Here is a 16,548-nt window from a genome sequence, read left to right on the forward strand (position 1 = left end):
ATGGTACGGGAAAACGAAGTGAGGCTTGGCGAGAAGGCGATAGAAGCGCCCCCTGCGCAGGATGCCGGGCTGGTGTTCATCGGCCAGATACGTACCCCCTGGAACTCGCGCATGGAGACGCCGCGACAGGGCAGGCGAGACGGGCCGATCTGCCGCATCGAAGTTTTCGAGCCTTGGGTGGAAGGGTTGGAGAATATCGAGGAGTTCGAAGAACTGGAGGTTCTCTACTGGCTGCACATGTCGCGGCGGGACCTCGTGCTGCAGAGCCCGGCCAGCGACGGCAAGACGCGCGGTGTCTTTTCGCTGCGCTCTCCCGTGCGTCCCAATCCTATCGGGACCTCCATCGTCGGTCTGGTTGGACGCGAAGGCAGCACGCTTCTGGTGCGCGGCATGGATTGTCTCGATGGCACTCCGCTGCTCGACCTTAAGCCGGAGCGGACACGTTTTACGCCTATCGCCCCGCCGCAGCCGGGCGATTTTGAAGTGGGCTAGGCGACAGGTTCTACAATCTATCTGGGGAAGAAATTGACCCGCCGGCAATGGTGTTTGCCGGCGGGTCCGCTGTCTTGGGAGGCAGCGTTTAGAAAGTCAGGCGCGTCTTCAGGAAGAAGGTGCGGCCCGGCTCGGGGAAGCCTTGGTTCAGTTCGTAGTTCTTGTCGAAAATATTGCGGACGCCGAAGTTGACCGCCATGTTCTCCGAAAAGTCGTACTGCATGTTGATGTTTGCCAGAGCATAGCCGGCCGTCTTCACATAGCCGCCGCCTGTTGCATCAGACCAACGCCAGCTTGCCAATTCCAGGTCCGGAGAGACCGTGAAATTCTCATACGGCATCCAGTCGGCATAGATGCGTGCGGTGTGTTCCGGCGTATCCACCGGCTTGAGGCCCGGCCTGACCGGATCGACGAGGTTGCGCTTGAGCAGCGTGTAATTTGCCCCGATGGTGAGTTCAGGCAAAATGTCCCACTCGCCTGTCAGTTCGAGGCCGTAGTAGCGCCCGTCGCCGATATTCTGGTTTTGCGTCAGGTCACCGCCGCCGGGCGCGGCGCCGATCCGGATCGACTGGATTACGTCGGTAAGATCGCTGTAGAACAGCGCGCCGCCGACACGCACCGTTTCCGAAAGCGTAGCGGTCGCACCGAGCTGATAGTGGATTGCCCGTTCCGCCTTGAGGTCGGGGTTGGGCTCGGCCGTTCCGAAGCGCGTGCTGTAGAGCTCGAAGAGGTTCGGAAAGCGGGTCCGCGACGAGATGCTTGCATTGAATTCCAGCGCATCGGTCGGGCGGTAGATCGCCGCAAGCTGCCAGTTGGCGGCGCTGCTGCCGCCCACCGGATATTCCTGGATCGCTCCGCTCGCGTAGCGTTGCGCTTTCAGGATGTCGTTCCAGTCGTAGCTGACGCCGCCGACGAAATCCAACGTATCAGTCGAGTGGAATGTGTTCTCCAAAGCGGCTGACCAGGTATCTTCGGATCTTTCCAGACGCGGCTCAAGGAACGCCATCGTCGGGTGGTCCGGACGTGCATGTTGCTGCGGATGGTGCGTATCGCGGCGATAGTGCAGCGCCGCCTTCAGCGTGTTGCGCTCGATAAGGTCCGTTCCGCCTTCGACCGAAAAGCCGTAGGAATTGTCGTCGTAGTAGCTGTCGAACGCATAGCCTGCGGTCTGGGTCGTGAATGTGTTGTTGTCGAATGACGACAGCAGGTTTTCGAAGGTGTTGTAGTAGGCCTTGGTGCGCACGTAGGACGCTTCGCCAATCTGCGTGTGCGAATAGAACGACAGGCTGGATACGTTCCAATAGGGCCATGTCCAGTGCCGCGTATCGGGCGTTATGACATGGTAGGGCGCCTTCCGGCTGCCTTCTTGGTGAGTGTAGCTAATGACGTATTCATCGGTGTCGTTCGGCGTGTAGCCGGCCTTGAAGTTGAGACGCCAGTCGTCGACCTCGCTGAGGTCGCGGCGTCCTCCGTCTTCCACTGCCGTGGGCACGAAGTTGCGTGACAGGAAGAAGCCGTCGGAATCGCGGATTGCTCCGCTCGCCTGCACGTAGAAGTTTTCCTGTCGCGAGCCGACGGACGCGAATGCGGTCGCTGCGGCGAGATCGCCGGTGTTGCCAAGGTCGATGCCGCTCTGGAACTCGGCTTCAAGTTCGCGGGTTGGCTTGCGGGTCACGAGGTTGACCATGCCGCCCATGGCTCCCGGCCCATTGAGGACCGACACATAGCCCTTCTGGACCTGGATTTCAGACAGATCCGGCGTCAGGAAGCGTCCGAAGTCGAGCCGGTTATCCGCTGGCAGATAGACGCGGATGCCGTCGATGGAGAGCGGAACCTGGAAACGGTCGAAGCCGCGCACGTAGAGCAGGCGCTCGTTTCGACGACCGCCAGTGGTCGAAACCTCGACGCCGGGAACGGTGCGCAAGGCATCGTCCAGCGTATTGCGGTTGGTCGAGTAGACTTCCTGCGGGGTCACCACGCTCTGGGAAATCTTCTGGCCGCTTGTGCCGCCGTCAACGCCCGCAGCGGGGACGAGGATACGACCCAGTTGGAAAACGTCGTCCTTCGCCTTCTTGGCCTCGGCCTTCTTTTCCTTTTCCGTTGCCTGAGCCTGTTCTGCTTCGTCGTTTGCTGTTTGAGCAAAGACATGACTTGTCGCCGCCAGCGTCGCCAGAATGGCAAGCGCTGTACCATGTCGAATATATCGCAATTTCCACCCCTCCGAAAAAATAAGACCGATCAAAAGCATCGGTAAAAATTTGCTGCTATTTAGCAATATCTCTATATTCATATGAATATATCGATGCCAAGAGGTTTTCTTCGGACCCAACAAATCCCTGTCGTCACGAGTTGATGGACGGCTTGGGCCTGACGCCTTTCAAAGGCAGCATCCGGCAACGCTGTTTCGGCCAAGCCGCACCATGGCGTATTGGAAGCGAGCGACGGCCGTCCGCCGCGCATGCTGGTCACAAGATCTGCGTTGGGGTTGGGGAGGAGGCCGGATGATCGGAGCGTCCGGGTCGATGCGTCGGAGATTGCTGAAAGGCCGGACAGACAGGAGCGGGAGGACCGAACTGTTCGGTCCCGCCTGTCCTTCGAGAACGATGGCTCCCGGTCACCAATGACGCCATTGGTACGTTGGTCGGAGTGGCGGGATTCGAACCCACGACCCCTTGACCCCCAGTCAAGTGCGCTACCGGGCTGCGCTACACTCCGAACCGCGTGAAGCCCTAGAAGATCAAGGGTTGAGAAGCAAGGGGCGAATTGGCTGAAAGTGGAGAAATTGGAACAAATGGTGTCCCGGTGTGCCTTTGGTGGTCAAAAATCACACCGAAAATCACACCGGATGTTCTTTGTATGTTCGTGGTTTTAAAGCTCTGGTTTACGCTCGCGCTAAGTGTGTAAACCGGCCAACGCATTCTAAGTTGAACTGGGCTTACTAGTATGTTCAGCCATCCATCTGCGGCTAATTTCGTCTGCGCCGCAGAGTGAATCGGTTCACATCTCATCGCTGAGGGTCCATGCACTCGGCTCATCTATGAAATCTCATGAATCTTGGCTTCCGGCACGACTTGGCGCGCGATGTCGCACAGGTGACGATGGTGTGTGAGATAGATCACCTGCCCGACGGACGCCATCTGCCCAAGCAGCCGGAATACCTCCTCCGAGCGCGGCTCGTCGAAGGTCTCCATGATATCGTCGGCGATGAACGGGACCGGCGGACGCAATGCCGCGAATTCCTCATAGCCCGCGAGACGTAACGCCAAATAAAGTTGGAACCTCGTGCCCTTTGACATATCGACAGCCAGCTTCGATCCGCCTTGCCGCGAGAGCCCTATCAGTGATTCCCGATCCTTTTCGGGCCGGGTCGCGAGGCCTGAATATTCATCCCGCGTCATCACCCGGAACGCCTCGGAGGCGCGTGCCATCATGGCGCTGCGATGCTTGTCGCGGTAGGCACGAAGCGCATGCTCGGCGACCAGACCGCCAGCCTTCAATCGCAGGAAACGCCCGGCGGAATCCTCAATCTCCAGCAGGATGGTCCTCCGCTCCGCTTCGATGCGGGCGACGGCGTCATCACCGCCAATGGCGTTAAGCCGGTCGTTGGCGCTTGTTTTCTCGGCGTAAAGTTCCTTGGCTCGCTCGTCGATGTCCTCAAGCCGCGCCGCCAGTTCGGCATGTTCGCGCTGCAGTTCCTCGACGTTCAACCCGTCAAGAACGGCTTGTGCGTCTTCGAGAGCGGCCAGGCGCAGTTCCCCGGTGATGAGCCCCCCGAGCTTCTGCCCATCCGCTTCCAGGCGATCGCGCGTGGCGCAGCGATCGAGAGCGGTTCGCGCATCGGCCAGGGTTTCGACATCGAAGGCCTGGAGCATCGCTTTCCTGCGCGCATCGTGCAGAGCAATCTGCTCGGAAAGACCCATGCGCTCGGCCGCGATCTCCTCAATGCTTTTTTCCGTGTCCTGTCGCTTGGCCAGAATCCGCAGGGCCTCCTCATGCCGGCGCGCCAGCGCCTTGGCTGCCGTGAGCGGTGCGGCGCCATCAATCGCTTCTCCCAGCGAGGAGTAGATTTCCGCAACCAGGTGAGTGAAATCGATTCTATCGCGATCCATCGCGTCGATGCGGTGGCGGATCTCGGTTTGGTTTCGAACTGCCGCCGGCAATTCGGAAAGCGCCTCGATGCGTTCGCGCACTGTCGTAACGCTTTCCTCGTTATCGGCAAACCAGGTCTTGTCGAGCGCGGCAGACCAGCTTTTTTGCCATGCCTCGAACGCAGCCGCGGAAGCGTCGAGCACGATTTTACGTTCGGCAAGCTCCTGCTCAAGCTCCCGGATGCGCTTGCTGGCATCTGCCCGGCGCGTCCTCGCTGTCGCCTGATCGGCAAGCAGAGTATCGGCCATCTGCAACAAGGCGGGCAGCGGCAGGTCGGCCGCCTCTATCCCGGCGGACACGAGGGACTTGGCCAGCGATTGGCGTTCCATCTCCAGCTCATCGCGCGTGGCGGCAATATGCTGCTCCGCCTCAAGCAGTGCATCCAATGCCGAAAGCGCCGTGTTTCGCGCTTCTCGCCAGCGATCCAGTCGCCCCAGGCAAGCAGCGATCGGCACATCGTCGGCGATAGCCGTCGCATCGGGTGTCTCTGCGCGGATTTCGTCCCGCAAAGCCCTCAACTCACCATCGACCTCGGCCAGCAACCGCTCCTGCCGTTCGATGGCGGCTCTGGTCGCGGCGAGTGCGCTGGTGAGCGTGCGGAGCTCGGAGAGCTGCTGGGCTCCGGCAAGACGGGCAGACGCCATCGCGTCCACCTCGCGCATTCTTTTCTCGAACTGGGTCGCCGTCTCGCGATCAAGCTGGGCAAGATGCGCTTCCCAGGCTTGCTCGCGCGCTGCGAGAACGGAATGGGCATCCTCGTCACCAATTCTGCCGGCACCGTCCCGGATGGCATCGATGCGCGCTGTGGTTTCCTGCAATTGCGAGGCCAGATCCCGTGATCGCTCCAGGTTCCCGGTGCGCCGCTTTTCCAGCGCCGCATAAATGGACCTCCAGCCTTCAATCCGCGCCGCGTCTGGCAGGTCGATCCGACGCAGAAGCGCGCTGTCGTCCGACCAAGGATGCAGCAGGGCCACCGCGTCATCGAACAGCTTCTTTTTCTGCGGCAAGCCACGCTCGGCGAGGCGCAGACCGGCGGTGAGGTCGCCCTGACGCAGCCGCGCAACGACCGACTGGATGCCGGCGGTCCATGCGGCATCCAGGACGATACCTTCGGCACCCATCGCCTGTGCGCTTCTGGGCGCATCGAGCGCGCGTTTTGCCGCCTCGTGCTCCTGCGTGGCCGATTGACGGGCGACCTCGACACCCGAATGCGCGGCGATCAGATCGCGCAGCGCTCCGAGCGTCGGAGCAGGCACCAGAAGCGTGGCGGGGTCATCCACGTCCGGCTTGCCAAGCGTGGCGGTGATCAGGGAAACGATCCGCTGGTTTTCGGCAAGGGCGGCCCTTCGTTTCGGCAAATCCTCTTCCGCCGTGCTGTATCGCGCGGAAGCTTCCGAGAGGCGATCCAGCCGGTCGGCCATGGCCAGCAGACGGTCGTCAGCTTGAAGCGTCTCCAACTCGGCGTGCAGACGCCCCTCCTGCTGATCGAGCCCGGCGAGCCGGGCTTGGACTCGGATATCCTCATCGATCAGTTCCACTATATCCGTGGCCCAGGACTGCGGTGGCCGAGGAAGATCTCCCTGGGCACGCAATTGCTCCCGAATCTGCGCGAGCTCGCTCGCAATGGGTTGCGCGCGGAGCAGGCGGGCGATCTCGTCGTGCCTCGCTTTTGCCTGCCCCTTTGCCTGCACCACCTCCTCATAGGCGGCATCCGCCCGCTCGAGTTCCGCCCTCAGCGCAGCGTGCGCCGACGCCTGCATGTCAATTTCATCGCGCCGAGATTTCAATTCGGCGAGCCGATGCTTGAACTTGGCGATGACTGTCGAACTGGCGCGTTTGCGGAATATCTCGTCTGCTTGCCTGCCGGTCTCCGCAAGCGTGGCGCTGATGCCCGCAAGGCCGGCGCTGGCGGAAAACAGCAATTCCCCGAGATCGCCCTTGCTTTCCAGGATTGCATTGCCGCCCTGCTCGAGCGTCTCGTCGTCGAGCGAAAACATCATGCGATAGGCTTCGCGACTCAGGCCGGCAAGGGGGGCGCTTAGCAGCGCCTCGCCAACGGGGTTGTCCTTCCCGTCCAACAGCGAATTGCTGCGCTGCTTGAGTCGTTTCAATTCGTGCGCGGCTCCGCCGAACTCCAAGCGACCGCCGATCTCCATCGTCCGGCCCTGATGCAGGAAGGCGTAGCGCGTGCGTTCCTCGATGCCGAAGAGAAGGTCGAGATACGCCGACAGTGCGGTGGATTTTCCCGCTTCGTTCAATCCATAGACGACGTGCAGGTCTGGCATTCCTGCACTGTGATCCCCGAACTCGATGGAATAGTCAGTAAACTTGCCATAACGGGTGAGGTCGAGCCGCCGCAGGCGCATCACGCAGGGTCCGCGCTTGCCGATGTCAACCGAGCGAGGATCTCGTCGCTCCCATCCATAAGCGCCCGGTCGATGAAGGCATCAAGCGCGGCTTCGTCGTCACCGGCAAAGGCACGCAAATCCACCGGTAGGTCATCGCGCAGTTCCGTGACGATGTCTCGGACCAGTTCCCGCACACCGTGCTGGCGGACGATGTCGCCGCGCATCAATTCGCCAAGCTCCAGCGCGGGATCGGCCGTGGCGCCGCTAGCAGATGGCGCAGCCGGCATCTGCGTGTTGATCTCGATTTTCTCGATCCAGGTTTTCCCAATCCTCTCGGCGCGGTGTTCGATCTCGGTAAGCAACAGATCGCGGTCGCGACGTAGCTGCCAAGTGAGGGGCGTTATGCCGTCCAGTCGAAGTCGCCCAACCAGATGTTGGGAATGCGTTGTGTCACGCGTGTTCGCGATTTCCCTCTCAACGAGATTGATAGCTTCTCGCCACGTCGCTGCCCGTGTCAGATTGACGGCAATGCGCTCGAATTGCGCAATGCTGGTGAGGTGTTCCTCGACGGTCACAGAACGATCGTCGTGGATCGTCACCAGCGAAACCGTCTTGGCTCCGGCCTCGTTGATATCGCGCCCTTGCGGCATGCCGGGCATAATTACCGAACGATCGCCATCATGTTGGGCTCGCTGATGCACGTGGCCGAGTGCCCAGTAGTCATAGCCCCATCTGTGAAGATCAGACACGTTGCAGGGAGCGTAGAGGTCGTGCCCCGGTGCGCCGGCGAGGCTCGTATGCATGACGCCGATATTGGCCGCGTCAGGAATAGGCGCATGATATTTCGGCAGTAGGCTTTCAGGCGCATGCGGCTTGGCAAAGCTGAGGCCGTGGATGGCGACATTGAGATTGCCACGATTCAGCTCGACGGTCTCGGCGCGTCCGGCGAAGAGTTTGACCGACGGAGGAAGGATTAGCTCCTGGGTGATACGCGAAAGTGCGTCATGATTGCCGCGGATGAGATAGGTTTCGATACCGGCACCGTGCAGCCTTTGTAGTTGCCCAGCGAGGAACCGCGCGGTCTTCATCGAGGTCTGATCGCCATCATAAAGGTCGCCAGCGATGATCAACGCATCGACGCGCTCCTCAAGGCAGAGATTGACAATGGAAATCAACGCTCCGCGTGTTGCGTTTCCGATCAGATCCGCCAATTCGCCGTTCCGCATGGCCAAAGACCGCAACGGCGAATCCAGATGAATGTCGGCGGTATGAACGAAACGAAAAGGCATTCCGAGCTCAGTGCTGAGGGTTGAACTACTTTTGTATGCCCGATTGTCAGGCGCTCAAAGTTGAATACCCATCATCTCCCAAGAAATCCCCAACAGGCCGTCGCTATAACGAAATTAGCAGCACATCAAAGCTGTGATTTCAGAGGATGGACGATGATGAACAACCGTCAGGGGAAACCCTACGCGAACACCAGGCTCGCGAAATATCTTGAGAAGCGCATCCTGGAACTGCGCCCGAAGAAGACCCAGATCGCGATCGCCAGCGAGGCAGGTTTCGTCAATCCCAACATGCTCGCTATGATCAAGGCCGGCACGGCCAAGCTCCCGCTCGACAGGGTTTCGGCTCTGGCGATTGCCCTGGACTGCGATCCGGTGATGCTGTTTCAGCTGGCCCTCGAGCAGCTCGGGGGCGACACCACCGAACTTGCCGTCAGGCAGATCTTCGGAACCCTGGTCACCGAAAACGAGGTGGTATGGCTCGAGGAAATCCGCCGGGCATCGGACCATGCCAATCCTAGCCTTACCTCGAAGGCGCGATCCGCCATTCGCGGGATTTTCGGCAAATGAGCGGGGAGCAAGACCCATTCACCGATAGCCGGCGTCGGATCGACGGTAGTCGTAATCGGGAAATAACGCCCAACGAGCGTTTCTGGCTCGAGGTGATCAGGCTCGCCTCCTGGGATTCGGATCCGGCTCCAACCCTCGAAAAGGTGCAAAAGCTCCGGGTGATCTTCCAGACAAGCCCTTAGTTCTTCGCCACCAGGCCGTCGTTCCCATGATGCAGCGACTCGCTCTTGCGGACCGCTCTGCCTGTTTGTTCAAATCAAAATTGGCTGAACCAAATGAAAAACGAAACCGGTTTCGATTCTCGCTGGGATGGCAAATCCATCCCCAAAAGCCACTGGCATTTCCATCAACAGCTCTTTGCGCGATACGGCGTCGTGCTGGCTCCTGGTGAGTTCTCGGAAATGCTGAGTGACATCAAGACCGGCCGTGCGACGATCATCGAGCGTGCGCCCTCCGGCGCCATTATCTACCTGATACGGAATACCCGGCTGTGGAAGCAGTATTTTGTTCTCGTGAGGAACGGCTACATCGTGACCGCTCTGCCGCCGAGCAAGCATCTGAACAAACTCGGGCGATCGAAGCCCGGAAAGATGAAATAGATATAGAATTAATACCCTATCGCTAGCAAGAAGGAGGCTATGAGGTGTGCTTGCAAAAGCACAGAAAACGCCCAGGGCGACGAACGCGATATGACCTCGGTAGGCTATGCGTGCTATCCAGCCAATTCGCCTGCATCAACGTCATGGTGCAAAAATAGTTGAATGAGGAAAATGAAACCGATCTGTATGCGTCAGCACCGATTTACCAGCCCGATTGCGTGGAAGCTGCCTCGGTTACGATAGCGACGTATCGGGACGGGCTCCACTCTTAATGGTTGTCGATATCTGGCCGGTCTTACGTAGGTTAGGCAGAGGAAATGATTTTGCTATGAATGCACTGGGTCGGCTGCAGCTTGAGACCACGTATGATGAACTGGAAGCGCTCTTCGTCAACAATTCCTCTATGCAGAGGATCGAGGCATACCTCAACCGTTTCAATCCCATTAGAGTAATGAAAATGGAGGGAATGGAAATTCGCCATTCCGCCATTCTTGCCTGGCTCTTGAATCCTAAAGAAACTCATGGCCTGGGCGACCACTTCTTGAAAGCGTTTCTTGCGGAGGCGCTAAAAGGAAATAGTCGCAAGAGACCAAACGCGCTTCAAGTTTCACAAAGTGACATGCGTGACGCAGACGTCCGTTGTGAATGGAACCATATCGATATTTTCGTTCTCTCGCCACAAAATCGCTGGGCCTTTATCATTGAGAACAAGGTCTATAGCAAGCAGCATGCTGGTCAACTGACGAAATATCGCGAACGTGTTATGGAGCTATTTCGCGCCCAAGATACTAGCAACGAATCGGAAACGACTGTCGATATTTGCGGAATATTCCTCACGCTACGGGGGGAGGGGCCCGAAGATGACGAATATACCTCGACACGATATGAAAAAATCTGCGGATTTCTACAAACCTATCTTGAGCAAGAGGCATATTTGTTTACGCCGGAAGTGGCAACATTTCTAACTCATTACCTTAGAGTTCTTGAGGAATTGACCGGGATGAGCAAAGAGCGCTCCGAAATGGAAAATTTGGCACGTAAGCTTTATCGTGATCATAAGAAGGTGCTGGATTTCATTATTGAGCATGGGTCCGGATCTGATTTTTCGCTCGCTGTGCATCGATTGTTCGGGGACAATCCCGGCCGAGGAGATGTGGTTAGGATTGGAGAACGCGAGTTTGTTTACAACGGTCTCGCGAAGAGCCTCGTAAGCTTCCTGCCCGCCCGTTGGCGTGATGAGTTGGACAAGACCGAAGGAGAATGGCGTGGCTGCGAGAATTGGTGGGCAGGCTACCCGTTCATTGTCTGGGCAGAGCTACGGGCTGGCGATGATGGTGTGAAGGGGCATCTCAAGCTGAATGCGGAAGTTGGCCCCATATCAAACCATGAGATCCGCAAATGTATAATCGACGCGATTAAGTCGGAGACGTCTGCAAATGGCTTGAGCCGTATTCAGTTCCAGAGTGGAGCTGCCGATATAGGGCGTGTATATTCGCGCTTTCTCAAAAAGAATTCTGTGACGGTGAACGATATTTACGACACTGACGAGTTGGAAAAGAAACTGAGACAAATACTAGCCGAGTTCGAGCCGGAATTTGACCTGATCGCAAGAGTTATCCCGCAGTTCGACAGGTTCGTGAATTCCGATTGACGATCGTCACTTGCGATGCCGACATTGTGAATCGGGAGAATAGATTCAGCAGCAGTCAAAAATCGAAATTGTAACGCTGGTCGAGAACATATTGCCTTCGTTGTGGCAAGAAGATCTACACTTTTTACGATCTGCCCAAGTAGTTTGAAACATATGACTTGGTTCGCCGCATCGTCAGCCGTTAACGCGCACCCAAACAAGATTTTGTTCAAGTAGTTCAGTCTCGCCACTCCATCTATAGGCGCAGAGATGGCCGCCTCTATTGATTACGGAGAAATCCAAGCACGTAACCTTGGAAGACAGGAGTCTCGGCAGACCGGAGAGCGCATGGTGCCCAATAAATACAGGGCAATGGTCATCGTAGCCTGGGCGAGGATCAACCAACATAATATCCAGCGATAGACGGTTCACAATGTCGTCCGACATGAGCGCTGCATTCTTGTATGAAGATGGCCCAGTCTCCCACCATTTAAGCCTTATCTCACTACGTAATTTTCCATCTTTATCTTTGAAGGACGCGCTGTCCGGCAACTTGACTTCCATGCCTTTTAGGATCGTTTCCAAGGCGTCATAAGTTGCTGAATTTCGGTCGTTGTAGCCCTGTAATACGCAGGCACTTAGCTTGTTTCCCGGCATGAGCAAGGGGATCAATTCTTTGATCTTCGCCTCATCCCAGGCGGCGTGCACGATCCGCAGCCCGTTCAGTTCAAGCCAAAGCGGAAGCTGCCAAAACCAAGCAATGATCTCTGCGTGAAGTGCGCTACCCTCGCCAATTTGCTCAAGAAAGGCTTCGTGCTGCTTCCGGCGTTCACTGGTATGACTTCGCAGAAATTCTTCCGGATTAACAGGGTCTCGGATTGTCCAGCCTATAGCGTTGAATTCATGGTTCCCCATGACAGCGAGCGCATGTCCGCTGTCAATCATCTTGCGAACGGTCCGATAGGTCTCTGCCTGACGTGGGCCCCGGTCAATAAAGTCGCCAAGGAAAATGACCTTTCTTTGCGGGTGTTTCCAACTGTCCGCGTGTAAGGTGTAGTCCATTTTCTTAAGTAATTCACACAAAGTATCATGGTAACCATGAATGTCTGCAATAATATCGTAACGCATATGTCTGAATTCCATTTGAATTAGGTTTCAGGCTATACCCGGGCCGAAAGTGTTTTTTGAACCTTTCATGCCGGCTTCAAACAGGTTGTTTGCGACAGCAACAATTCGATCCTTCCATGCGAGCCGTTGGACGAATGCCGGTGGAATCGAAGCAAATCCATAGAGCGCTCCAGCCAACTGTCCAGCGATTGCAGCTGTCGTGTCCGCATCTTCACCCAAGTTGGCTGCGGTGAGCACCGCTGCCCGATACTCGGCGGTTCGAGCAACGGACCAGAGCGATGCTTCCATAGAGTGAACGACATAGCCGGATGCCCGTATCGTATTTCTTGAGCGGCCTCGCCAGGAACCTCGCACGATTTGGGAAACGGTTTCGCAATAATTTGCGGCTCGATTTCCTAAAACTGCGGAAAGTGGTGCTCCTTCGATGGCATCAGCTAACATTTCGGAATAGGCAACACAGGCATCTACTGCTTCGGCCGCGCCGTGCGTGGTGAGGCTTTGCCGCGCGGCGGCATCCCTAAGTGCCGGTCGATCACGCCAATATCGAACTGCGACAGGGGCCAATCGCATCAAAGATCCGTTGCCCGCAGTGTTGGGCTCAGTTGAACCGGCATGCGACATGCCGGTTGTTTTCCAACGACGTAACGCCAAGCTGGTGGTGACACCGATATCAAAACAATATCCAGTGCAAGAGTAGGTGCCATTTTGATGCCAGTCACAAAACCGCTCAAGTAGATTTGTCTCGTCCATGTCACCACACTCAGCAAGGCTTTCGGCCAACGCAAGTGACATCGCCGTATCGTCAGTCCATTCGCCCGGTTGCAAGCCGAAGGGACCACCGCCGACCATGTCATCAATAAGCGGGAAGCTGTCGCGCGGCTCAAACTCCAATGTTGTGCCAAGAGCATCGCCCACCGCCAGGCCCACCATGGAACCGATCGCGCGGTCGCGGATCGCTTCTTCGTTTGTTCTCGGTTGATGTTCGGGAACGGCCCGCAGACCTCGAACATAGTTCTCTTGTTGGATGGTCTCGATGGCGCCTGGTCTTACACGTCGAACTTCACCAATGGCCCTTTCTGGTTCCATACCGAGTTCAATCAACAGCTGCGCCGCGACCGTTCCAGCCCGACCCAAACCACCACGACAATGGATGGCGACGTTGAAACCATTGCGAACGCTCGCACGTAGAGCTTCGCCTTTAAGCTTCCAGCCGTCATCGAAATCCGGTTGCGGGGTCGACACATCCATAATGGGAAGGTGCAGCCATCCCATATGGCGTTCTCTCACTTTAACGCCAAGCTGGCGCACATGGAGTAGGTTGAATTCGTGGTCTTCTATCAGCGAAACTACGGTTGATGCTCCCCACGCTGCTATGGCGTCGAGATCCTGTTGAAGGTCACGCGACCAGGCTCCACCAGCGGAATTGGGGTCGACCTTACCTGGGCAGAGCGTGATGCCAATTCGGCCATATCCGTTGCCGGCGCTAAGTTCAGCGATCTGAATAGGATGTGTTATGCTTGTTCGTAGCAATTGCGTTCCTTTGTCGTCTGATGCTGCTAACGGTGATCAGAAGCCGATGCGTCTGATCATGGTCGGTTTGGAAGAAACTTCCATTTCAAGCATTGCAGCCAATGTGTTGGCGTCTCTGACGCCGATGGTGGCGGCTCGTTTGGCCACGACCGAAAAGTCACCGGGGGTGAGCGGATTGATGCGAAGCAGTTCTCTAGGCGCAGGTAGTTTGAAGTGACGCTGGAACGCCAACTCAATCTGCTTGTCTGTCATCGCGGCGAATTTCACCTTGAAAGTGAATCTGCGCTGAACCGCCTGATCAAGCCGTTCTGCTAGATTGCTGGTTGCCGCAAAAGGAAAAGGATGCCTTTCCATCCAAGTCAGCATCTCGTTCACCTGACTCACCTCCCAGGAGCGAAGCGCGTTGCGTCTATCGAGAAGAAGGGAATCGACTTCATCAAAAATCAAAAAGCTTTTGGTGTCCGCTGCTTCCTCGAAAGCCTGGGCAATCTTTGCTTCCGACTCTCCGACGAACATGCCAAGCAGATCGGATGCACGTTTCTCCAAGATTTCCATTTCAAGGCTACCTGCAAGGTGTCGCGCGAATGCTGATTTTCCCGTTCCGGGGAGCCCCGTGAAGAGGAAAGACAGCGCCTCTGCGCCAACTCGCGCTACGCTTTGCTCAATCTCGACAAGATCTGCGTCCGCTGTTGATAAGGCAGTATCAAAAGCGACCGTTGAAGGCGGCTCCCGAAGAGTCTCCAAGCAGCCCATAGCCTTTTGAAGTGACAGCGCCGCATTGAGAACGGTCTCGCCGTCACCACCGCACACGCTCGTCGCACGCATAGCTGACGTCAGAACTGCGGGCGAGGCAGGAAGTTGAGCTAGCTTTACGCGATAGGTTTCGTCGATTCCAAGATCGAGCGTCGCTGCATTTCGATCGACAATTCGCCTGCGTGCCTTAATTCCCGGCTTTCGAAATTCAATGGCGCGCAACATGCGCCTGATGACTGCTTCCCCGAGGCGCTGTGGATTGTTGGTGATCCAGATGGTGGGGATGCGGCAATGTTCCACCAACCGATTGATGAAGACTTTCGACCCGGTGCGATTGGACAATTTTTCGTCATCTACACCGGTAAAGATGTCATCTGCCTCATCGACAACGACAATCACTCGACCGGCTCGCTTTCCGATCGCTGAGATCAGTGCAAGATGCGCGATACGATCGGACCGGTCCGGTTCGGACCGCTCCGCATCCATCTCTCCCGCAAATACAATTCTTGCATCGCAGGCCTTGCCAAGGAGCGTAGCAAATTCGGTCTTGCCGGTGCCGGGCGGGCCATAAAACAGGATGCCCGCTCCCTCAATTCGACGATCGAGGCTCCCGCGTAATATTGCAACCACATCGTCACGCTCTCGACCCAAATGATCAAAGTCCGCCAAATCGAGCGTCGGGTTTGGCGTTCCGCCAAGAAGAACATCCTCTAACATCCGTGGATTGCTGGTGCGTCTACGTAAAACTTTCAACAATATATCGGAAGGAGCGATGTCCCTACCACCTCGGTCCTCGACCATGCCAAGCTGCATTAGGTTTCCGTGGCGGTCAAATAGCTTTTGCGATTTGCTCAGTTGAAGTCCAACTAGCGAGCCGACAAGGTCCGCAGACGCTTCATCACGTTTCTCAAAATATTGTGACGCGGCATTGGAAAACGATTGGAACGGTTCAAATTGAGTTAGGCGGATGAGCGCGCCCACACATGCCGCTTCATCTGAGTCCAGCCTCAGCGTGCGGGCAACCCAATCGAGCCTCTTTTGCAGGGCGGAAGGCGGTGGAGGTGCGGTCCTGTTTTGCTCGATAATCGAGCGGGTCACTTGAACTGTTACGGCAGAGCGCGGGTCATCTTGGATTGGCCCGCCAACCAGTCTATTTAGCGAGGGCAACTCAAGTCTAAGAATTGACCCATATTGCATATACCACTGTAAAATTTCAGTAGACAAGCGCACTTTGCCATCACGAGCATGAGAGGCAAGATAGGAAATAAAGTATGATTTCAATATGAATTTTTCATACGCTCCAAGTTTTATATCCAGGTAATGATGTGATGAGAAATGTATCAATCATGTATCCCTACGGCTATGGTAGATTCTATTGCATTAAGGTGCAGAGCTCATTTCACTGAAAGATTTTTGCCGCTTTCTGCCTTTTTTCGCTCCTCTTCGGCCAGCCATTTGTCGAAGGGATCCATCAGGTTTGTGTAGGGGGGGAATTTTTCCAGCCTCTTCCAATTCTTTCAGACTGAATGTCGGAATCTTGCGCCGATTTTCCTTGGTTGATTTGCTGCTCATGTTGACTCTGGTCGCCTGTTAAAAATGTTCTATCTTTTCAAGTTCGGCTTTGTGTTCTCGCCAGTGCCTGCTGAAATTCTCAGCGCCGGTCTCCTTCAGTAATCGATCGACCTCAATACGATCCCCAATCGACAGGTGCCGGATCCACCATCTGGCATCATCGGGCAACCGCTCCACCAGTAGGTCGATCGCGGTTTTCACTTTAGGCCGTTTTCCAGATTTTCCGGTGTCTTCTTCGGGATCGGCTGGTTGTCCATGATATCGGAAATTACCCGATAGACGGACGATCGGCTGATGCCTGTTTTCCGTGCGATTTCGGTTGCGCCTTTTTCAGCCAGATGCATTTCGATGATGCGGAACACGTTGCGCTTCACTTTGAGATGGCGATGCATCAATCTGTTTTCGGCCATGGGCTTGATCCTCCTTCTATGCGGCCCCTGCCATATCAATTGTATGTGTGGCAAAGCTTCTTCCTTGTCTTTGATGGCTGT

The 16,548-nt window shown here is 56.4% G+C and carries 12 protein-coding genes and 1 tRNA gene; 4 read left to right on the forward strand and 9 right to left on the reverse strand.

Annotated features, from left to right (window positions below; genetic code table 11):
• The gene (tsaA, locus tag ACODTY_RS02410) at positions 1-492 is read left to right on the forward strand and encodes a tRNA (N6-threonylcarbamoyladenosine(37)-N6)-methyltransferase TrmO (RefSeq protein ID WP_488992699.1); all 492 of its coding nucleotides are present in this window, start codon (positions 1-3) and stop codon (positions 490-492) included.
• A gap of 88 nt (positions 493-580) precedes the next feature.
• Here the strand turns inward: tsaA and ACODTY_RS02415 are convergent, their stop codons facing one another.
• The 4 genes from ACODTY_RS02415 to ACODTY_RS02430 form a co-directional block, all read right to left on the reverse strand.
• Entirely contained in the window at positions 581-2,701 is a 2,121-nt protein-coding gene (locus ACODTY_RS02415; RefSeq protein ID WP_488992700.1) for a TonB-dependent receptor plug domain-containing protein, read from the reverse strand.
• A 429-nt stretch (positions 2,702-3,130) separates the two neighbouring features.
• Positions 3,131-3,207, reverse strand: a tRNA-Pro gene (locus tag ACODTY_RS02420).
• 320 nt (positions 3,208-3,527) lie between these two features.
• Positions 3,528-7,007, reverse strand: a complete 3,480-nt coding sequence (locus ACODTY_RS02425) for an ATP-binding protein (protein ID WP_488992701.1) — start codon at positions 7,005-7,007, stop codon at positions 3,528-3,530.
• Positions 7,007-8,278, reverse strand: coding sequence for a metallophosphoesterase family protein (locus tag ACODTY_RS02430; RefSeq protein WP_488992702.1), 1,272 nt, complete (start codon positions 8,276-8,278; stop codon positions 7,007-7,009). The genes ACODTY_RS02425 and ACODTY_RS02430 overlap by 1 nt, the downstream gene beginning before the upstream one ends.
• A gap of 60 nt (positions 8,279-8,338) precedes the next feature.
• On the opposite strand from ACODTY_RS02430, the gene ACODTY_RS02435 reads away from it, so the two are divergent.
• The 3 genes from ACODTY_RS02435 (at position 8,339) to ACODTY_RS02445 (ending at position 11,095) form a co-directional block, all read left to right on the forward strand.
• Positions 8,339-8,845: an XRE family transcriptional regulator gene (locus tag ACODTY_RS02435; protein ID WP_488992703.1), complete on the forward strand. Its 507-nt coding sequence runs from the start codon at positions 8,339-8,341 to the stop codon at positions 8,843-8,845.
• A gap of 275 nt (positions 8,846-9,120) precedes the next feature.
• A complete protein-coding gene (locus ACODTY_RS02440; protein ID WP_488992704.1) occupies positions 9,121-9,444 on the forward strand; it encodes a hypothetical protein in 324 nt (107 codons plus the stop codon).
• Between the two features lie 328 nt (positions 9,445-9,772).
• The gene (locus ACODTY_RS02445; protein ID WP_488992705.1) at positions 9,773-11,095 is read left to right on the forward strand and encodes a PDDEXK-like family protein; all 1,323 of its coding nucleotides are present in this window, start codon (positions 9,773-9,775) and stop codon (positions 11,093-11,095) included.
• 174 nt (positions 11,096-11,269) lie between these two features.
• Here ACODTY_RS02445 and ACODTY_RS02450 read toward each other — a convergent pair whose 3' ends face one another.
• The 5 genes from ACODTY_RS02450 to ACODTY_RS02470 form a co-directional block, all read right to left on the reverse strand.
• Positions 11,270-12,202, reverse strand: coding sequence for a metallophosphoesterase (locus tag ACODTY_RS02450; RefSeq protein ID WP_488992706.1), 933 nt, complete (start codon positions 12,200-12,202; stop codon positions 11,270-11,272).
• A gap of 27 nt (positions 12,203-12,229) precedes the next feature.
• Entirely contained in the window at positions 12,230-13,732 is a 1,503-nt protein-coding gene (locus ACODTY_RS02455; RefSeq protein ID WP_488992707.1) for an ADP-ribosylglycohydrolase family protein, read from the reverse strand.
• A 36-nt stretch (positions 13,733-13,768) separates the two neighbouring features.
• The gene (locus tag ACODTY_RS02460; protein WP_488992708.1) at positions 13,769-15,829 is read right to left on the reverse strand and encodes an AAA family ATPase; all 2,061 of its coding nucleotides are present in this window, start codon (positions 15,827-15,829) and stop codon (positions 13,769-13,771) included.
• A gap of 246 nt (positions 15,830-16,075) precedes the next feature.
• Positions 16,076-16,258, reverse strand: a complete 183-nt coding sequence (locus tag ACODTY_RS02465; RefSeq protein ID WP_488992709.1) for a hypothetical protein — start codon at positions 16,256-16,258, stop codon at positions 16,076-16,078.
• Entirely contained in the window at positions 16,255-16,467 is a 213-nt protein-coding gene (locus ACODTY_RS02470) for a helix-turn-helix domain-containing protein (protein WP_488992710.1), read from the reverse strand. Before ACODTY_RS02470 ends, ACODTY_RS02465 begins: the two co-directional genes overlap by 4 nt.
• Positions 16,468-16,548: the final 81 nt, after the last annotated feature.

This window comes from Mesorhizobium sp. FG116, from assembly GCF_057809835.1.